Annotated in this window: 24 protein-coding genes; 22 read left to right on the forward strand and 2 right to left on the reverse strand. The window is 44.7% G+C overall.

Annotation, left to right across the window (positions count from 1 at the left end):
* Window positions 1-54: 54 nt before the first annotated feature.
* The 17 genes from accB to spo0A all read left to right on the forward strand — a co-directional run bounded on the left by accB (window position 55) and on the right by spo0A (window position 15,641).
* Window positions 55-549 (forward strand): acetyl-CoA carboxylase biotin carboxyl carrier protein, encoded by a 495-nt coding sequence (accB, locus tag HQN88_RS08395; protein ID WP_173110010.1) that lies wholly within the window; start codon window positions 55-57, stop codon window positions 547-549.
* Window positions 550-615: 66 nt separating this feature from the next.
* Window positions 616-1,974, forward strand: a complete 1,359-nt coding sequence (gene accC, locus HQN88_RS08400; protein WP_173110012.1) for an acetyl-CoA carboxylase biotin carboxylase subunit — start codon at window positions 616-618, stop codon at window positions 1,972-1,974.
* 119 nt (window positions 1,975-2,093) lie between these two features.
* Entirely contained in the window at window positions 2,094-2,507 is a 414-nt protein-coding gene (locus HQN88_RS08405) for an Asp23/Gls24 family envelope stress response protein (RefSeq protein WP_173110014.1), read from the forward strand.
* Window positions 2,508-2,592: 85 nt separating this feature from the next.
* Complete coding sequence (gene amaP / locus HQN88_RS08410) at window positions 2,593-3,153, forward strand: alkaline shock response membrane anchor protein AmaP (RefSeq protein ID WP_173110016.1); 561 nt, start codon at window positions 2,593-2,595, stop codon at window positions 3,151-3,153.
* A 14-nt stretch (window positions 3,154-3,167) separates the two neighbouring features.
* Complete coding sequence (locus HQN88_RS08415) at window positions 3,168-3,395, forward strand: DUF2273 domain-containing protein (RefSeq protein ID WP_171630180.1); 228 nt, start codon at window positions 3,168-3,170, stop codon at window positions 3,393-3,395.
* A 120-nt stretch (window positions 3,396-3,515) separates the two neighbouring features.
* Entirely contained in the window at window positions 3,516-3,977 is a 462-nt protein-coding gene (gene nusB / locus HQN88_RS08420) for a transcription antitermination factor NusB (RefSeq protein ID WP_173110018.1), read from the forward strand.
* Between the two features lie 46 nt (window positions 3,978-4,023).
* Window positions 4,024-4,890, forward strand: coding sequence for a bifunctional methylenetetrahydrofolate dehydrogenase/methenyltetrahydrofolate cyclohydrolase FolD (gene folD, locus HQN88_RS08425; RefSeq protein ID WP_173110020.1), 867 nt, complete (start codon window positions 4,024-4,026; stop codon window positions 4,888-4,890).
* A gap of 7 nt (window positions 4,891-4,897) precedes the next feature.
* On the forward strand, window positions 4,898-6,268 hold the full coding sequence (xseA, locus tag HQN88_RS08430) for an exodeoxyribonuclease VII large subunit (RefSeq protein ID WP_173110022.1): 1,371 nt from the start codon (window positions 4,898-4,900) through the stop codon (window positions 6,266-6,268).
* The gene (gene xseB, locus HQN88_RS08435; protein WP_056614667.1) at window positions 6,255-6,506 is read left to right on the forward strand and encodes an exodeoxyribonuclease VII small subunit; all 252 of its coding nucleotides are present in this window, start codon (window positions 6,255-6,257) and stop codon (window positions 6,504-6,506) included. Before xseA ends, xseB begins: the two co-directional genes overlap by 14 nt.
* Window positions 6,502-7,416: a polyprenyl synthetase family protein gene (locus HQN88_RS08440; protein WP_420794161.1), complete on the forward strand. Its 915-nt coding sequence runs from the start codon at window positions 6,502-6,504 to the stop codon at window positions 7,414-7,416. The genes xseB and HQN88_RS08440 overlap by 5 nt, the downstream gene beginning before the upstream one ends.
* A gap of 225 nt (window positions 7,417-7,641) precedes the next feature.
* Window positions 7,642-9,534, forward strand: coding sequence for a 1-deoxy-D-xylulose-5-phosphate synthase (gene dxs / locus HQN88_RS08445; protein WP_173110024.1), 1,893 nt, complete (start codon window positions 7,642-7,644; stop codon window positions 9,532-9,534).
* Window positions 9,535-9,567: 33 nt separating this feature from the next.
* Window positions 9,568-10,398 carry a TlyA family RNA methyltransferase gene (locus HQN88_RS08450; protein WP_173110026.1) on the forward strand — a complete coding sequence of 277 codons (831 nt, stop codon included), beginning with the start codon at window positions 9,568-9,570 and terminating at the stop codon, window positions 10,396-10,398.
* A gap of 103 nt (window positions 10,399-10,501) precedes the next feature.
* Window positions 10,502-10,954, forward strand: coding sequence for a hypothetical protein (locus tag HQN88_RS08455; RefSeq protein ID WP_173110028.1), 453 nt, complete (start codon window positions 10,502-10,504; stop codon window positions 10,952-10,954).
* A gap of 2 nt (window positions 10,955-10,956) precedes the next feature.
* Window positions 10,957-11,406: a transcriptional regulator AhrC/ArgR gene (gene ahrC / locus HQN88_RS08460; RefSeq protein ID WP_056614653.1), complete on the forward strand. Its 450-nt coding sequence runs from the start codon at window positions 10,957-10,959 to the stop codon at window positions 11,404-11,406.
* 15 nt (window positions 11,407-11,421) lie between these two features.
* Window positions 11,422-13,149, forward strand: coding sequence for a DNA repair protein RecN (gene recN, locus HQN88_RS08465; RefSeq protein WP_173110030.1), 1,728 nt, complete (start codon window positions 11,422-11,424; stop codon window positions 13,147-13,149).
* Between the two features lie 118 nt (window positions 13,150-13,267).
* The gene (gene spoIVB / locus HQN88_RS08470) at window positions 13,268-14,608 is read left to right on the forward strand and encodes a SpoIVB peptidase (RefSeq protein ID WP_173110032.1); all 1,341 of its coding nucleotides are present in this window, start codon (window positions 13,268-13,270) and stop codon (window positions 14,606-14,608) included.
* Window positions 14,609-14,843: 235 nt separating this feature from the next.
* On the forward strand, window positions 14,844-15,641 hold the full coding sequence (gene spo0A / locus HQN88_RS08475) for a sporulation transcription factor Spo0A (protein ID WP_173110034.1): 798 nt from the start codon (window positions 14,844-14,846) through the stop codon (window positions 15,639-15,641).
* A gap of 149 nt (window positions 15,642-15,790) precedes the next feature.
* Here spo0A and HQN88_RS08480 read toward each other — a convergent pair whose 3' ends face one another.
* On the reverse strand, window positions 15,791-15,883 hold the full coding sequence (locus HQN88_RS08480) for a YjcZ family sporulation protein (protein ID WP_082595420.1): 93 nt from the start codon (window positions 15,881-15,883) through the stop codon (window positions 15,791-15,793).
* 245 nt (window positions 15,884-16,128) lie between these two features.
* On the opposite strand from HQN88_RS08480, the gene HQN88_RS08485 reads away from it, so the two are divergent.
* The 3 genes from HQN88_RS08485 to HQN88_RS08495 all read left to right on the forward strand — a co-directional run bounded on the left by HQN88_RS08485 (window position 16,129) and on the right by HQN88_RS08495 (window position 18,044).
* A complete protein-coding gene (locus HQN88_RS08485; protein ID WP_173110036.1) occupies window positions 16,129-17,229 on the forward strand; it encodes an MBL fold metallo-hydrolase in 1,101 nt (366 codons plus the stop codon).
* Window positions 17,230-17,314: 85 nt separating this feature from the next.
* Window positions 17,315-17,740 carry a hypothetical protein gene (locus tag HQN88_RS08490; protein WP_173110038.1) on the forward strand — a complete coding sequence of 142 codons (426 nt, stop codon included), beginning with the start codon at window positions 17,315-17,317 and terminating at the stop codon, window positions 17,738-17,740.
* A 73-nt stretch (window positions 17,741-17,813) separates the two neighbouring features.
* Window positions 17,814-18,044 (forward strand): hypothetical protein, encoded by a 231-nt coding sequence (locus HQN88_RS08495; protein ID WP_173110040.1) that lies wholly within the window; start codon window positions 17,814-17,816, stop codon window positions 18,042-18,044.
* A 64-nt stretch (window positions 18,045-18,108) separates the two neighbouring features.
* On the opposite strand, the gene HQN88_RS08500 is transcribed toward HQN88_RS08495, so the two are convergent.
* Window positions 18,109-18,375 (reverse strand): hypothetical protein, encoded by a 267-nt coding sequence (locus HQN88_RS08500; RefSeq protein ID WP_068661976.1) that lies wholly within the window; start codon window positions 18,373-18,375, stop codon window positions 18,109-18,111.
* A gap of 144 nt (window positions 18,376-18,519) precedes the next feature.
* On the opposite strand from HQN88_RS08500, the gene HQN88_RS08505 reads away from it, so the two are divergent.
* The gene (locus tag HQN88_RS08505; RefSeq protein WP_173110042.1) at window positions 18,520-18,777 is read left to right on the forward strand and encodes a hypothetical protein; all 258 of its coding nucleotides are present in this window, start codon (window positions 18,520-18,522) and stop codon (window positions 18,775-18,777) included.
* A 313-nt stretch (window positions 18,778-19,090) separates the two neighbouring features.
* Window positions 19,091-19,270, forward strand: a complete 180-nt coding sequence (locus HQN88_RS08510; protein ID WP_056614625.1) for a hypothetical protein — start codon at window positions 19,091-19,093, stop codon at window positions 19,268-19,270.
* Window positions 19,271-19,313: the final 43 nt, after the last annotated feature.

Raw genomic sequence — 19,313 nt, forward strand, 5'->3', positions numbered from 1 at the left:
GGCTATGAAAACGCATTTTTAAAGGGTTCACCAACGTCTAAAGGAGTGACTTGAATGTTTAAATTGAGTGAAATCAAAGAGTTAATTAAACTCGTCGATCAATCCTCTTTACAAGAACTTGAAATTGAAAATGAAGGTGCACGCCTTTCTATTCGTAAACCGAATAAAGTGGAGCCTGTATATGTATCCGCTCCAGTTCAACACACATACGCACCGATTGGTCAACCAAACTACACAAATACAGCGCCAGCAGCTGCACTTGAAGTGCCAGTAACTGCTAACGGACAAGCCAAGCAAGAGGATTCATCTTTACATAAGATCGTATCTCCGATGGTAGGGACTTTCTATCAATCTGCTTCGCCAGGATCAGCGCCATTCGTAAGCGTTGGCTCTAAAGTAACGGATAAGAGTGTCGTATGTATCGTGGAAGCTATGAAATTAATGAATGAAATAGAAGCTGAAGTGAAAGGCGAGATCGTTGAAATTCTCGTCGAGAACGGGCAGCTAGTCGAGTACGGACAACCTTTATTTTTGGTTAGACCGGAATAGTTGCGTTTGCAAGCTTATGCTGACAGCGCAAGCTTTTCGCAGGAAGAGCTCTTAGGAGGGCAAATCATGAAATTTCATAAAATACTTATTGCGAACCGCGGAGAAATAGCAGTTCGTATTATCCGAGCATGCCGTGAACTTGGCATTTATACGGTTGCTGTGTACTCGGAAGCAGATCGAGAAGCACTACACGTTCGTTTGGCAGATGAGGCTTACTGCATCGGGCCAACAGCGTCCAAAGACAGTTATTTGAACTTCACTAACTTGATGAGTGTTGCAACGTTAACGGAATGTGATGCGATTCATCCTGGATATGGGTTTCTTGCTGAAAATGCAGACTTCGCAGAAATCTGCGAGAGCTGTAATATTACTTTCATTGGTCCTTCGCCAGATGCAATCTCCCGAATGGGGGACAAAGCGGTTGCTAAGCAAACGATGAAGGAAGCGAGAGTTCCAATTATCCCAGGTTCTGATGGATTGGTTGAAGATATTGATGATGCTGTGGTAATTGCACGTGATATCGGGTATCCGATTATTATTAAAGCGACAGCAGGCGGTGGCGGTAAAGGAATCCGTATTGCAGAGAACGAGGAAACACTTGTTCAACAAATTACGGCAGCTCAACAAGAAGCGCAGAATGCCTTCGGTAATGCAGGGATTTACTTAGAGAAGTATTTAACTGGCATGAAGCATGTTGAGATCCAAATCCTTGCTGATAAACACGGCAATGTTGTTCATTTAGGCGAACGTGATTGCTCTGTACAGCGTCGTAGACAAAAGCTTGTTGAAGAAGCACCTTGTCCGATTCTTACGGAGGAAACGCGTAAAGCTATGGGGCAGGCGGCCGTGCGTGCAGCGAAAGCCGTGAATTATTCCGGAGCGGGAACATTGGAATTCTTGTTAGGTCCAGATGGTAATTTTTACTTTATGGAAATGAATACACGTATCCAAGTTGAACACCCTGTTACCGAAATGATTACAGGTATCGATATTATTCAAGAAATGATTCGCGTTGCTGAAGGGAATCCGTTGTCATTCAGGCAAGAGGATGTGCGCATCAATGGATGGGCTATCGAGTGCCGTGTCAATGCAGAAGATCCGAATCGGAACTTCATGCCGTCTCCAGGGCAAGTGAAATTTTATTTGCCGCCAGGTGGATTCGGTGTTCGCGTGGATAGTGCTGTGTATCCTGGGTATACGATCCCCCCACACTATGATTCCATGATCGCGAAGCTTATCGTCTGGGGTAGTACACGTGAAGAAGCGATTAACCGTATGAAAAGAGCTCTCAATGAGTTCGCGGTGGATGGCGTAAACACGACGATTCCTTTTCATTTGAAGCTGCTTGAACATAAGAAATTTATCAGTGGCGATCACGATATTAAGTTCTTAGAAGAGCATGACGTGAACGATCCAGAATCGTAGACAATCATTTGTCATATTTTTACCAAAATGTTATACTAATAAATTAAGATGGCTTATCCCATTTATATTTTAAACTTATGAGGCAAGTTGGCTACACAAACTTTTTAGGAGGTGCCACAATGAGCACAATCGCTCCGGATTACGTCAAGACAGACATGGGCAGCATCCAGATTGCCCCCGAGGTTATCGAAATCATTGCCGGATTGGCAACGGTGGAAGTGCAAGGTGTAGCGGGGATGAGTGGCGGATTAGCTGGCGGCATTGCTGAATTACTTGGACGCAAGAATTTGTCCAAAGGCGTAAAGGTAGAGGTCGGACAACGTGAAGCTGCCATTGACGTCTCCATCATTATCGAGTATGGAAATCGTATTCCAGAAGTTGCAAATGATATTCAGAACAATGTGAAGCTGGCCATTGAATCAATGACGGGTTTAAATGTTGTTGAGGTTAACGTCCACATTCATGATGTTCACTTTAAGCAGGCGGATAAACCGATTGACGAAGAACCAGCGGCTGCCCATCGTGTAAAATAAGCGGTAAAGCTGAGCCATATGGATCAATTGAAACCCCCTACAGGTTGCAGGGGGTTTCCTCTAACTTAGGAAGGGGACAAGCGTAGTGGGTAAAATTGTGGACAGGCTCTTGCTACTTTTCTATAGCCTGATTATTTTCGTCGCATCGATCTTTGTATTGTTCACAGCATCTAGTTGGATCCCACTCGATCAAGCTAGTGAAACGCTTAGTCATTTCTATTACGAGAAAAGTTACGCTTATCCGGGCATTGTTATTAGTTTGATTTTGCTGCTGATTTCCGTGCGATTCCTGATCGTAACGCTTCGTCGCGGTCGTTCCCAGGCGCCATCGATTGATCAACGCACTGATTTTGGGGATATTCGAATCTCCATCGAGACGGTTGAGAATCTTTCGCTGAAAGCAGCGGGACGCACGAAAGGTGCCAAAGATCTGCGTGCACGAGTTAGAGTGAATCAATCCGGGTTAGAAATAACGATAAGAACCATTGTAGATGGGGAAAGTTCGATTCCGGAACTGACTGAAGACATGCAAGGTACAGTGAAAAGTTACATAGAAGATATTACCGGTATTCCTGTAGCTTCCGTAACCGTATTCGTAGCGAACATCGTGCAATCTGCCCCAACGTTTAAAAGCCGAGTCGAATAGAGGTGAATCCACATATGTGGAATGAACTATGGGAATTCCATAGGGGCAAAGTAATCGGAGTGACAGCGGGTATATTCTTCGGTTTTATTTATTTATTTTTTGGTTTTTGGGATATGTTGATCTTTGCATTTATCGTTCTTGTAGGTTTTTATGTTGGAAATAAGCTGGATCGCAAAGAAAGTTTCGTCATGTTAGAAGACATTTGGCGCTATCTCACACAAAAATGGAGAATGTTTCGCTAAAATCCCTGGTTCAACCATGGATTTTTTTGTTTGGATTGGATCCAATTTGACGTATACTAGGAGAAAGAGTTTTTTAGGAGAAGGTCGCTTTGCAGGAGTAAAGCACTTAGGAGGAACAGAATGAAACGCAGAATTGCACGTGAAATTGCTATACAAAGCTTATACCAAATCCAAATGAATGAGGCTACTCCTCAGGAGGCTGTTCAAGTTGCGATTCATGAAGCTGAGCATGATAATGAAACGCAATTGGATTTTTCCGGAGATAAGATAGATCCAGTCTACATTGTTGAACTTGTTGAAGGAACTTACAAGAACAAAGTAAGCATCGATGAGTTGTTGGAAGAGTATCTGAAAGGATGGGCGATGGACAGGCTGTCTCGTATCGATCGGGAAATTCTACGACTGGGTGCCTATGAGATGCTGTATCGCGATGATGTTCCACCTAAGGTTGTTGTGAATGAAGCCATTGATTTGGCTAAGCATTACGGAACTGATGAATCAGGGAAATTCGTAAATGGCGTGTTGGGGAAAATGATCAAAGAAATCGACGAACTGAAAGAAAAAGTTCTGCGTACGCTTTAAAATCAACAACATAGAGTAAGGCTTAAACGGCTAAGGGGGAAATAACATGTCAGCACAAGTAATTAATGGGAAAGAACTCGTGAGCTCCATTCGTGAGGAAATCAGATCTGACGCAGCGATACTTACAGCTCAGGGAAACCAGCCAGGTCTTGTCGTTGTTATTGTAGGGGAAGATGCAGCTTCGCAAGTGTATGTTAGAAACAAAGCGAAAGCTTGCGATGATGTAGGTATTTATTCCGAAGTACACCGTCTGCCTGAAGAGACGACGCAAGCAGAATTAATCGCACTCATCCATAGTTTTAATGCAAATAATCGAATTAACGGGATTCTTGTTCAATCTCCGCTGCCTAAGCATATCAATGAAGAAGCGGTTGTTGATGAGATTGATCCTGCGAAAGATGTAGATTGCTTCCACCCGATTAATGTGGGTAACCTGATGATTGGTAAAGACGGTATGAAACCTTGTACCCCGCACGGTGTAATAGAAATTCTGAAGCGGGCTGGCGTAGAAATCGCAGGTAAGCATGCTGTGGTTGTAGGTAGAAGTAACATCGTCGGTAAACCGATGGCTATGCTGTTGTTGCGAGAGCATGCAACGGTATCTGTGGTGCATTCCCGTACGCCTAACATGGAAGAGATTACTAAGCAAGCCGATATTCTTGTTGTAGCAGTGGGTAAAGCACATTTGATCAAAGCTCATCATGTGAAACCAGGTGCAGTTGTTATTGACGTTGGGATGAACCGTCCTGCAGACGGCAAATTAACGGGTGATGTTGATTTTGAAGCTGTGAAAGAGATTGCAAGTGCGATTACACCTGTTCCAGGTTGTGTAGGTCCAATGACGATTACGATGCTGCTTCGCAATACAGTTGATGCGGCTAGCCGTGCAGCTAAAGCGAATGTGAGCGTATAGTCACCCTATGGCGAGAAATGAGACCAAGATTTTATCCGTAAAAGATTTAAACCGCTATATCAAGCTATTGCTGGAAGGAGATTCGCGTCTCCAAGATGTGTGGGTACGAGGGGAAATTTCGAATTTCACACATCATTCTAGTGGTCATATGTATTTTACATTGAAGGATGCGGACGGACGGCTCAAAAGCATCATGTTTGCTTCGCATAATCAGAAGCTGGGATTTATCCCGAAAGAAGGCACGAAAGTCATTGCTCGCGGTAATATTTCTGTTTATGAGCGAGATGGTGCCTATCAGTTTTATGTGACGGCGATGCAGCCTGATGGCATCGGGAGCCTGTATTTGGCTTTCGAGCAGCTGAAAAAGAAGCTCGAAACAGAAGGGTTATTCGCGCCAGAGCGCAAGAAACCGATTCCTCGGTTTCCACGCGCCATTGGCGTGATCACGTCCCCGACGGGGGCCGCCATTCGTGATGTCATCATCACGTTGCAGCGGCGTTTCCCGTCGATCCCGATCTTGCTGTACCCTGTCCTCGTACAGGGTACGCAAGCGGCGCCTTCGATCGTCAAAGCGATCGAAGCCATGAACCGGCTCGGTGAAGCCGACGTGCTCATTGTGGGCCGCGGCGGCGGCTCACTGGAAGAGCTGTGGGCCTTCAACGAGGAGATCGTTGCGCGGGCGATAGCAGCCTCCGCGATCCCAATCATCTCGGCCGTCGGCCACGAGACGGACTTCACGATCGCCGACTTCGTCGCCGATCTCAGAGCGCCGACGCCTACGGCGGCGGCAGAGCTCGCGGTGCCGCACCACCTCGAGCTGAAGCAGCAGCTATCGCAGCAGGCGCAGCGCCTGCATTACGGGCTGCTGCAGCAGCTGCGCCGCAAGCAGGAACGGCTCGAGCGCGCGAAGCGCTCGCCGTTCCTAACGAACCCCCGCAGGCAGCTGCTCATGCAGCCTGCGGAGCGGCTCGACCGGCTGGCGGAGCAGCTCGGTTACCGCATGCGGCAGCGCCTAACGGAGCTGGCGCAGCGTCGATTAAGGCTGGAGCGTCGCTTGTCCAGCTTCAATCCAACGGAGCAGGCCGTGATGGCAAGACGTCGTTTGGACACGTCCAAACGTCAGATGCTCACGGCCATGCAGACCCTCCTGCGCTCAAAGAAGCAGGAGTGGCAGTCCAGCGTCCGTCATTTGGACGCACTCAGCCCGCTGAAAGTTATGCAGCGGGGCTACAGCCTTGCTTATGACGATCAAGAAAAGCAACTTGTGAGATCGATAACGCAAGTGAATATCGGTGATCGATTATCCATACGTCTTAAGGACGGTAAAATACAATGTCAAGTTTCGGGGATGGAGGCGAACATTGATGTCAACAAGTGAAACTGAAGTAAGTTTTGAAGTGGCTATCGAGCAGCTAGAACGTATCGTAAGTCAACTGGAGAGCGGCGACGTTCCTTTAGAAAAAGCAATTGAACTGTATCAAGAAGGTGTAAGACTCTCCCATATATGCGGCGTTAAGCTGGAGCAAGTGGAGAAGAAAATTGAGATGCTGGTTGAAGGGGAAGCTGGGGTAACAAGGAAGCCTTTCCAGCCTGTCTTGGAAGATAAGGGGAATTAGTTTGAATAACACGACGTCTACTATTCATACATACATCGCTTCCCATGCCCAATTGGTCGAAGCCGCATTGCGTCAATCATTGCCAACTGCTTGGGAGGTGCCATCTTCTTTACGTGAGTCCATGGACTACTCCTTGATGGCAGGCGGCAAACGACTGCGTCCTATTATGGTCCTCGCTGCAGCAGAGTCGCTAGGGGGCTCCCTGGAGTCTGCTATGCCTGTTGCAATGGCTATCGAATTGGTTCATACCTATTCGTTAGTTCATGATGATCTGCCAGCGATGGATAACGATGATTATCGCAGAGGTAAGTTAACGAATCACAAAGTTTATGGTGAGGCAATGGCTATTCTTGCTGGCGATGCGCTGCTTACGCACGCCTTCTTCTGCGTTGCGCAATCTCACAAGAGGTTTGGCGTTCCTGCTGAACGAGTATTAGCCATTACCGAAGAGCTTGCCTTATTGGCAGGTGCCCGTGGCATGGTTGGCGGTCAAGCAGCGGATATGTTAGGAGAGCAAGGTTTAACCAAGTTAGAAGAGCTTACTTATATTCATACACACAAAACGAGTGATCTTATTGTGTTCTCATTGCGTGCAGGTGGACATATTGCTGGAGCATCCGAAGCCCAATTGGAAGCGCTCAGTGAATTTGGACACGCGCTTGGACTTGCTTTTCAGATTCAAGATGATATTTTGGATATTATCGGTGATGAAGCGAAACTAGGTAAGCCTGTGAAGAGTGATGAGAAACAGCAAAAGGTGACATTCCCTTACTTTATTGGGATGGAAGCTTCTGAGCAGAAAGTGCAAGAGCTGACGAATCAAGCGAAAGAAGCCTTAATTCGTTCCAATATACCGAATCCAGAACGGTTGCTGCAGATCGCAGATTACCTGATGAAACGGGATCATTAGACATACGTATACAATTTGTATGACATACCGGTAGGCAGTTTTTCCACATTAGAAAAAAGTTTTCATTTCACGAAAACATCTTCTGATTGGCGATAAATCCTACCTAATCAACGCGGTCGCTCATCATTGAGTTGCCTCGATAGAGGTTAAATCACACGAAATACCCAATTATATGATATAATGGTGAAATCTTAGTATTTTCACATTGAAAGTGAGGAAACAAGCGTGCTGCTCGAACAAATCAATCGGCCTGCAGATTTGAAGCGGTTATCCTTGACGGAGCTGGAAGAATTGGCAGGAGAAATCCGTCAATTTCTTATTGAGAAGCTTTCCGTTACTGGTGGACATCTAGCCCCGAACTTAGGCGTGGTTGAACTCACGATAGCGTTACACACCATGTTTCACAGCCCGTATGATAAACTGATTTTTGATGTGGGTCACCAGGCGTATGTACACAAAATTTTGACTGGACGTAAAGACAAGTTCGATACTTTACGCAAATATAAAGGGCTCTGCGGGTTTATTAAGCGTTCAGAGAGCGAACATGATGTCTGGGAAGCGGGGCATAGTAGTACTTCCCTGTCAGCTGCCATGGGTATGGCAATGGCGCGTGATCTCAAAGGCGAGCATAATAAGGTTGTGGCCATCATTGGTGATGGTGCGCTTACAGGCGGCATGGCATTAGAAGCCATGAATCATATTGGTCATGAGAAGAAGAATATTACGGTCATTCTGAATGACAATGAAATGTCGATTGCGCCCAACGTAGGGGCTCTTCATAATTATTTAAGCAAAATTCGTTCGGACCGTCATTATTTGAAAGCTAAAGAGGAAGTCGAATATTTACTGAAGAAAATTCCTGCCATCGGCGGTACTCTGGCCAAAACAGCGGAGAAGCTGAAGGATAGTCTTAAATACTTTGTTTTAAATGGCGTGTGGTTTGAAGAACTAGGCTTTACTTATATTGGTCCTGTAGATGGACATAACCTGCAAGTACTCATGGATACGTTGAAACAGGCGGAGAAGGTTGCAGGTCCTGTGCTCATTCATATCGTTACGACCAAAGGAAAAGGGTATAAACCTGCAGAGAACGATTCCCATACTTGGCACGGCTTAGGGCCTTACAAAATGGAGTCTGGTCAAGTTCTTAAGTCTTCTGGACCGCCAATGTATACACAAGTTTTTGGAGACACGTTAATTGAGCTTGGCGAGAAAGACTCTCGTGTGGTTGCCGTTACACCTGCAATGCCAGGTGGATCTGGATTATTGAAATTTGCGAAACAATTTCCAAATCGAATGATCGACGTTGGTATTGCGGAGCAGCATGCGGCTACGTTATGTGCAGGACTCGCGAGTGAAGGTTTGAAGCCGGTATTCGCCGTATATTCAACATTCTTGCAGCGTGCATATGATCAAGTCGTTCACGATATTTGTCGTCCGAAATTAAATGTAACCTTCGCCATTGATCGTTCTGGCTTCGTTGGTCCAGATGGTGAAACACATCAAGGGGTTTATGATATTTCATTCCTGCGAACAATTCCTAACATGGTCTTAATGATGCCGAAGGATGAGAAGGAATTGCGTGATATGATGCAAACGGCACTTGAATATAATGATGGTCCGATTGCGTATCGTTATCCGCGTATTAATGGTACTGGTGCAAGCATTGATGAAGCGCCAAAGGCCATTCCACTCGGTACTTGGGAAACCGTACGTGAAGGCGATTATGCGGCAGTTCTCGCTGTTGGACCTATGGTTCAAGTTGCAGAGGAAGCAGCTGCTCAGCTGGCCCAAGAAGGCATTAAACTTCGTGTTGTGAATGCCAGATTTATTAAACCGTTGGATGAAGCTTACTTGCTTCAGCTAGCTAAGGAATCGATACCAGTGATCACGATGGAAGAGGGTTCTATCCAAGGTGGTTTCGGAAGTGCGGTATTGGAATTCTTTGCCGAGAAGCGGGTTGTTGGATTGCAGGTTGAATTAATGGGGATTCAAGACTACTTCGTAGAGCATGGCAGTGTGCCAGAACAACGCGAAGAGGTTGGGTTAACTGCCCATCACTTGATTGCCGAAGTGAAGAAGCTAGTACCTCGCAAGGTCTTGCGAGCGAAGGTCTAGTAACCGATTGTGAATAGGAGCAACACATTAGATATGTCCTCGGATAAAGAACGATTAGACTTATTGCTACTGGAGCAAGGATATTTTGAAAGCAGAGAAAAGGCAAAGGCCGCCATCATGGCAGGCCTTGTTTTTGCAGATGAAGAGCCAGCGGACAAAGCGGGGATGAAGATCAGCCGGAAAGCCGTGCTGAAAGTAAAAGGTGCGCTGCATCCTTACGTGAGTCGGGGCGGATTGAAGCTGGAGAAAGCGTTAAAGCATTTTGTAATCGACTTACACGATGCAGTCATGTTGGACATTGGAGCTTCCACGGGCGGTTTCACAGATTGTGCACTGCAAAATGGTGCGGCCTCCGTCTACGCTGTGGATGTTGGCTATAATCAACTGGATTGGTCACTGCGTAATGATGAGCGTGTTCATGTCATGGAGCGAACGAATTTCCGTTACACGAAATTGGAAGATCTGAACGGTCCAAGACCAAGCTTTGCCAGCATTGACGTATCGTTCATTTCGCTTCGTATTATTCTGCCGCCACTTAAGGAAATTCTAGGGGATCAGGGTCATGTTGTTGCTTTGATTAAGCCGCAATTCGAAGCTGGTCGAGAGAAGGTTGGGAAGTCAGGCGTTGTTAGGGACACGGATGTACATATTGATGTTCTGACAACTGTGCTTTCATTTGCTGAGGAGCTCGGCTTTCGCTTGAAGGGACTCACATACTCGCCAATCACCGGTGGTGAAGGGAATATTGAATTCCTTGCGTACTGGTCGAGTAACGAGACGGAGGAGTCACTTGCAGCTCCAACCACGATCAAAGCCCTTATTGCCGAGACGGTTAAAGAGTCTCAGAAATTACATGGAAAATAAACTCATCTTTGAGAACGCCTTTTGCGGCCCTAAGATGGGTTTTTTCACTTAAGACAAAGGATTTCCATTCCGGATTCGCGAATACTATGGCGAGGTGAAGGACATGGAACAAGGCGATGTAAGAGTCATTTTGTTAATTGGGATCGTTGTTGTTTGTATCGTCTTTTGGCGATTTCAGAAATGGTCAACGGGTTCAAGTCGAAGAAGAGGACGTATTCCAAGGCATGCGAATATCCCTGAGGACGATGTGGTTGATCTTCTTGAAGCCGCTGGTTTTGAAGTACTTGCCGGTAAGACCAAAATCCCAATTACCATGACCGTTGGCGAGAGAGATCAGCTGGAAAGTCGCTTATTTATTGATTATTTTGTGCAGAAGGAAGAAGATGTTTATCTTGTGAAAGTGGCCAAAGATCGTAAACCACTGGAGATGACAGGGAGCGCTGTGCGTGACATGCTGCTGCCCTACACCCTCATTTATCCTGAGGCACAGGGTATCCTTTACGTTGATATGACCGTTAGCAAAATCAGAAAAATCACTTTTCACATAGAGGTGTAAGGATGAAGGGTCAAAGGCATGTAAAAATCAGAGAAATTATTACGAATCATGAGATTGAAACGCAGGATGAATTGGTCGAAGCGCTTCGCGCGGCAGGATTTCATGTCACACAGGCAACCGTTTCGAGAGACATCAAGGAACTCCATCTCATTAAAGTTCCGCTAGATGATGGCAGATATAAGTATTCCATGCCGGCAGATCAGCGATTTAATCCGATGCAGCGACTTCGCCGTGCATTAAGTGACCATTTTGTCAGCATTGATTATACGGATAATTTGGTCGTTATGAAATGCTTGCCAGGCACAGCGAATACAATTTGCGCTTTAATTGATAATTTGGAGTGGAATGGCGTCATGGGAACGATCTGTGGTGATGATACAATTCTTGTTATTTGCCGCGGGAAAGAGAATAGTGTTACTTTTGTAAATGAAGTCATGTCCTTATTATCATAAAATCAGGAGGCGTTCATGCTTACAGAGCTGTCAATTCGAAATTTAGCTGTCATTGAACATGTACATATTCGATTTAAAGCAGGTTTTCATGTCCTTACAGGGGAAACTGGCGCTGGGAAATCGATCATCATAGATGCGTTAACACTGATTGTCGGCGGTAGAGGTTCATCGGAATTAGTTCGTTACGGTGCGGATAAAGCAGAGATTGAAGCTATGTTTGACTTACCTGCTTCTCATCCGGTTTGGCATACGCTTACAGAGTTTGGGATTGAATCAGATGCTTCCGAGCATCTGATTATCCGTCGTGAAATTACGGCGACAGGTAAGAGCTCGAGTCGAATTAATGGTCAGCTAGTGAACATGACGATGTTGCGAAAGACAGGGGAATGGCTCGTTAATATCCATGGTCAACATGAGCATCAATCTTTGCTCCATGTGGACGAGCATATCCATTCCTTGGATTTGTTCGGCGATGCCGAGATTGAATCAGCGAAGAAGACGTATCAAGCTAGCTATGATCAGTATATGAAGCTCCAAAAAGAGCTGAACGATCTTCAAGAAACGAGCAAGCAAGCGCTGCAAATGTTAGACCTGTATCGATTCCAGATTGAAGAGATTTCATCAGCCAAGCTGAAATTAGGTGAAGATGAGACGTTAGCTGAGGAGAAGCGCAAGTTAGCTAATGCAGAGAAACTTTATCAAAGCTCGTCCGAAGCTTATGATTTTCTCTATGCGACGAATCGAGGACTTGATGCTGCTGGCAAAGCAGTTTCACGCCTTCAGGATATCGTTCAGTTAGATCCGACGAATTTAAGCCCGATTCTTGAACAGGCGCAATCAGCCTTTTACCAATTGGAAGATGCAGCTTATCAAATCAGAGACTATCGCGACAGTATTGAATTCAATTCGTCTCGTTTAGATTATATTGAACAAAGATTAGATACCATTACGTCTCTTCGCCGAAAATATGGAGAGAATATTAAAGAGATTCTTAACTATCTAGAGAAGATCAAAAATGAAGTCGATACGATTGAAAATAAAGATGAAATTATTCGTAAATTAGAAGAAAAACTGTTACTTGCTGAGAAACAAGTTGGCGTGCATGCGTTAGACCTGTCTAACCTGCGTAAAGGTATTGCAAGTGATCTCTCCGCTCAGATTGAACATGAATTGCGTGATCTTCAAATGGAACGGACACAATTCCGAGTGCAGATCGCTCATATTATTGATGACCGCGGCGTTGAGGTTGATGGAAATAAGGTTCGGTTCTCCAGACAAGGCATTGATCAGGTTGAGTTCCTCATGGCACCTAATCCAGGTGAGCCACTTCGTGGATTAAGTAAAATTGCCTCGGGTGGAGAGCTCTCCCGTATTATGCTCGCAATGAAGGCTATTTTTGCGCGGATTGACCAAATTCCGGTGCTTGTATTTGATGAAGTGGATACAGGGGTTAGCGGACGAGCAGCACAAGCGATTGCTGAGAAAATGTCCGTTCTTTCACAAAGTTGTCAAGTCTTCTCCATAACGCATTTGCCGCAGGTTGCAAGCTTTGCAGATGTTCATTTCTATATTCGGAAAGAAGTGGATCATGAGCGGACGTTCACGCGTGTTCAAGATATGCCAGATGCTGGCCGAATTGAAGAGCTTGCGAGGATGCTTGGCGGTGTAGAAGTGACAGAAACAACGCTTCATCATGCTGGAGAAATGCTTACCATGGCAAAAAATAAGAAAGCAAGGGTATGAAAGTATAGATAGTCATCATTTACAGTTATAAAAGAAGGGGACTGGGGTTAACTTATAGGTACGCAATTGACGAGGTTATTCGTCAGGGCTCAAGGAATTTTGAAGGAGCGTGTTGATAGTGCAATCCAACAAAAGAAAAAGATTGTTCGGACTCTTGCTCGTCTTCTTCGTTTGCTTGGTCAGTATGTCCCCGCCTTTTCAGAGCTTTGCCTCCTTTCCACAAGAACTCCGCTTGTTTAGCGGCCAAGGGAAGCAGCTTCAGTTAACGATGCCGGTCAATGCCCAGGTCACGGTCAAGGATACGGATATTGTGAAGGTAAATGGCAACGCCAAGCACTCATTTCAAGTTAATTTGAACGAACCTATCTCTCTGCAATCCGATCATTCTGGGCAAACGGAAATGAAGCTCAAGCTGTTCGGAGCCATTCCAATCAAGACTGTCAAAGTGAATGTCGTACCTGATTTAAAGGTAATCCCAGGAGGCCAGACGATCGGTGTGAAAATTAAGTCCGCCGGTATCTTGGTTGTAGGCCACCATCTTGTGACTGTTGCTTCTGAACAAAAAGTATCGCCTGGTGAAGAAGCAAAAATTCAAGTTGGCGATTTAATTACCAAAATTAACGGCAAGGATTCAAAGGATGTTAGTAAAGTCGCAGAGCTAGTGGCTAAATCAGGCGAGAGCAAGAATCCGCTTGTTCTGCAAATTTTAAGAAACAATCAAGAACTTGTTGTGAAGCTGCAGCCTGTATATGACGTAGTTGATAAATCTTATCGCTTGGGGCTGTACATTCGGGACTCAGCGGCAGGCGTGGGGACATTAACCTTCTACGCACCGGATCAAGGGGTCTACGGGGCTCTGGGGCATGTCATAACGGATATGGACACCCAGACACCTATTATTGTAGGCGATGGCGACATTGTCTATTCGAATGTAACATCAATTTCCAAAAGCCATAATGGCGATCCAGGTGAAAAACATGCTACGCTTTACAAAGACAGCAAGGTGATTGGTAATATTGAACGAAATACGGCTTTCGGAATTTTCGGGAAAATGTATGGAGCTCCTGATCACAGCTTAGATAAAGAAGCGATACCCGTTGCTTTCGCAGAAGAAGTGAAAGAAGGACCAGCCCAGATCTATACCGTATTAGAAGGTCAAAAGGTTGAAAAATTTGATATCCAAGTGGTCCATGTATCCAAACAAGATGTGCCGGGTACAAAAGGCATGGTAATCAAAATTACAGACCCGCGCTTATTAGATAAAACGGGTGGTATTGTGCAGGGCATGAGCGGATCTCCAATTATTCAGAATGGTAAATTGATTGGGGCGGTCACACATGTATTCGTGAATGATCCAACTAGTGGCTATGGCTGCTTTATCGAATGGATGCTTCAGGACTCCGGCATTATCCTTCGGCCGACTTCAGGGAACATGGACAAAGAACTAAAGGTGAGTTAATTGCCTTTAGTTCTTTATTTCATTTTAACCTCATTTTACGGGAGAATAGCGAGTTTGGTGACTTCATGTCGAAAAATGTTGGAAATCGAAGATAAATATTTTATTATATAAGAAACTCAAACAAAAGAAAAGAAAAATAATATTCGACAGAAGGATTTTAAAAAGAGCTGTCGAATAGCTTTACATAAGAGAGAAAAATACCAACTTGTTTTAGTAGCTAAAGGAGGAAATTCAGTTGCAAAAAATTCAGGTATTACTTGCAGACGATAACCGAGAATTCACCCATTTATTATCAGAGTTCATTGGTGAGCAAGAGGATATGGAAATTATGGGTGTTGCCTACAATGGCAACGAGGTCCTTCGTTTTCTGGAGCAACAGCGTGAGCTGCCCGATGTTCTCATTCTAGATATTATTATGCCTCATCTGGATGGACTTGGTGTTCTGGAAAAAATGCGAGAGATGAATCTTCCTTCTCAGCCCAAAATCATTATGCTAACGGCATTCGGACAAGAAAACATTACACAAAAAGCCGTGCAGCTTGGCGCTTCTTATTACATTTTGAAACCATTTGATATGGAAACCCTTACGAATCGTATTCGTCAGCTTGCTGGCAATTCTGCAACAACGACTACGACTTCGTCATCACCTCGTGCGAATGTCGTACATATGCCGAAAGGCAAAAATTTGGATGCCAATATTACGAGCATTATTCATGAAATTGGCGTGCCTGCGCATATTAAAGGTTATCAATATTTGCGTGAAGCCATTACGATGGTCTACAACAATATTGAAATTCTAGGTGCGATCACTAAGACACTTTACCCGGCTATTGCTGAAAAATACAAAACGACGCCGAGCCGCGTCGAACGCGCCATCCGCCACGCGATTGAAGTCGCTTGGACGCGCGGCAACATCGACAGCATCTCCTTCATTTTCGGATACACGATCAATATCTCGAAATCTAAGCCTACGAACAGCGAGTTCATTGCGATGGTGGCGGATAAGCTCAGAATCGAGCATAAAGTTTCTTGAGACAGTTAGGAGCTTTATAATATATGAGATTAAGATCAAGGACGCTCAAATCTGAGCGTTCTTTTTCATTTTTTTACATGGGATGAAGGTGATGGGAAGCAGAAAAACTACCTAGACAGTCTAGGTAGTCCTTCTGTATTAGTTTTGAATTACCAAACAAATGCGCTAGTGATAATAACCAACAAGATGAAAAGTACCAAAACAGCTGCAGCAGAAGTACCATACCCAGTTCCACAACTCATTCGAATCAACCTCCAATGGATATTTGGTTTGTGTTTCGAGATAGCTTATGACTATTTCTGAGGAATGTTTGGGCGAAACGACTGATTGTGCTCCTGTCCCTGTCCCTTGAAATAAATTTTGGAGTTGGGGAGGGGAATCATGAAAACTTGGAACCAAGGGATACGTTGTTACGTTATTACAACGTAGCTTATTCGTTTTTACAGGAAATCGTGTAAGCGGAATTAGAAGCATGGAGGCAACGAGAATGTTAGTGACGATAGTGATCATTGTGATTTTGATTGGTCTGTATGTGCTTTTTATGAACGTGTATCCGGTATTCGGTCGAAGACCTTCTGAAGTTGATATGCGAAGGTTTGGTCAGTCTCCACAATTCACGCAAAACAAGTTCGAAAATCCAGTCCCTGCCATGATGAACATGAGCTTCAGCACAACGCTAGGGATTTTGCGTGATATGGTCAAAGGAAGCCCGCACCGACGTCCTAAGTCCCCTTTACCGATGGAGAAGCCACAGTTTAGCGTGAAAGGTGATACGAGTGTTACCTGGTTCGGACATTCGGCTAGTTTACTGACAATCGATGGGAAAGCGCTGCTCCTTGATCCCATGTTTGGAAGAACGCCTTCGCCATTTCCGTGGGTAGGAAAAAACAGATACAGTGGCGGGATCCCATTTGAGATTGAGGAGCTCCCGCAAATTGATGCCGTTATTTTATCGCATGATCATTATGATCATTTGGATTATGGTTCGATTATGAAAATAAAACACAAAGTGAAACGGTTTTTGGTCCCGCTAGGTGTAGGTGCTCATTTAATCCGCTGGGGAGTTCCCGCGGCCAAGATCGAGGAGCATGATTGGTGGGAAGAAATGTCGTTTGAAGGGCTGGAGCTGGCTTGTACGCCTGCCAATCATTTCTCAGGACGCAGTACGAATGATCGCGGGGCGACCTTGTGGTGCTCTTGGGTGATCAAAGGAGAGAACACTAGCATATTCTTCAGTGGCGACAGCGGGTACACACCTCATTTTAAGCAGATAGGTGATAAATATGGACCTTTCGATCTGACGTTGATGGAATGTGGGCAATATGACGAGCGTTGGGCGGATATTCACTTAATGCCAGAAGAAACCGTCCAAGCACATATGGATGTGAGAGGGAAGGTTATGTTGCCGATTCATTGGGGGGCATTCACACTAGCCATTCATGATTGGTTTGATCCTGTGACGCGCGCCGCGAAGGCCGCAGAAGCCAAAGGGGTTAAGATGGTTACTCCACAGATCGGACAAACCATTACCCTGAAGGGTTCCGAAGTGCAGTCCTATCCGAATGCGAATTGGTGGGTACAGTCTTAGTTCGAACTGAACTAGCTACTAGAGATGTCACATGGTATTATGGTTAGGTTAATAGTCAGATGTGAGCAGGAGAGAAGATAAGTCTATGTCGGAACAAAAAAGTGTACGGAAATTTCATTTTCTAGCGGTTGTGCTAGGAATAGCTATTGATAATATCGGTACGATGTTATCGTCAGGGGTCATAGGCAGCCTCTACTTTGCCAATACCCCGTTGGAAGATCAAGATGTAAATGCGATTTATTCAAATGCAGCTCTTTTACTTTTTTTTCTAGTCGTTGGTTTGTTCTGGACGTTCTTAGGCAGTTATTTCACAGCGAAGGTTGCCAAACGAGGAGAACTATTTAACGCAGCGATTATCGGAGTTATTGGTGCAGGGATTGGGTTTGATTCGATTTTAACGCAGGATAGTATCCCACTATGGTATGAATTGATTGGTCTAGTAGCCATCGTTCCTGTATCTCTCCTAGGTGGATATCTTGCGTTAAAGAGGAAGAAGACATCACAGTCCTGAGTACCTGATAGGGATAGTAAACAGGGTGATTGGCTGGATGTAGTGGAGTGAATTGTTCTTAGGAGGTGGGAGTATGCCTAAGTTCGCGAATGAGAGTGAAGAAGCGACGGCATTTCTACGCAAACAAACAGGCAGCAGCCAGTTGGTATGCTACACGTATATTGATGCTGAGAAGAGCTCAGACAGTTTTTTTATTGTAAAGACAAGTAATAAGGTCATTCAAGTATCCTTTGCGGAGATTACGTATGATCCGAGGAATTACCAGAGCTTACTAGAGGGACTGTATCGAGTTATCTACGAATAATTAATGGCAAGAAGAAACCCCCTAGCCACAATGCGGCTAAGGGGTTTCTACATGTTAATGCCAATTACTTAATGAACGTTAAAGCTTGATCAGCGATGGAGTACTTGTAGCGATCAAGACAATTGCATAGGTAATCTTTGCGGCAAATGGGGCAAGGCTCTTTCATCAAACGGTTCAAATCCGTTACGCGGCCGATGCCAGTTTCTGCATCTCTTTCAAAGAAAAGACGACATTTGTTGCGGTCCTTCAAGGAAACAACTACCTCGAAAAGTCCATTCTTTTTATTATCACTCACTATTGTTGCATCAACTACCTGCGGATCGTAGGCCAAATGTATTTCCTCCTAAGAGTTTGCTCTGCTAGACAATCTACATCGCAAATTCATAAATTAACATGCTTTTCTCTTTGTTTGCTCAGTTGCATTAGTATATTATATAAATAAAAAAGATTTAATTCAATAGGAGGTCATCTAGACATGATCATGGACTATTGTGAACAGGAAATTTCAGAAGGTCAGACATTCATTCACATTGGTTTGCAGTTCGAGGATGAGCCTGATTCTTTATATGTAGCGGAGCTAGAGGTTGACGAACAAGGGTTCGTTAAGAACTGGCAGTTATTTTTTAATGGGTTTGATTGCAAATATCAATTTCGCCCATCAGAGAAAGAAGAAATAATACATTACGCTGCACAACATGGAATTTCCATTCGAGAATTAGAGGACCAAGAATGAGAAAAGGAATTATCACCATGTGTATCAGTATGGTTCAAATTCCTTGATTTGTATTTATTCTGTTGTTTGTTTTGCAGTTCTACTCGTGTTGGTGTTGTTCGGGTTACTGGGTTCGTACCGTGCCAGTGCAATCGTTGTAACATAGGATCGAGCTTTCCTTCGCGTAGATTACGTTGACGCAATTTTTGAGCTTGTGATCGGGACATCGTAATTCCTCTTTTCTATTTGTTGTGTGCGTGTATATTTCTATTGTAACAGCTGTTGGAGAAGAGGCAATGGAAAGTTTAGTTGATAATGAAAAAGGGTGAACAGTATGCGCATTCAAATTCAGTTAGCGATAGATGGCGAAACGAAGAAAACGGAAGTGCTCGAAATTGCTGAGCATAAACTTGGTGAAATGACGGACGAAGAGATCGAGCAAGCGATTGAAGTGAAGATTCGAACATGGGTAGATCGAATGGTTCAAGTGGAATGGGAAGTTATAGACGAGTAGGTTGTAAAACAGCCCCGTAAGGATCTACCCTACGGAGCAACAG

It is taken from the genome of Paenibacillus qinlingensis (assembly GCF_013204845.1).
GTDB lineage: Bacteria > Bacillota > Bacilli > Paenibacillales > NBRC-103111 > Paenibacillus_E > Paenibacillus_E qinlingensis.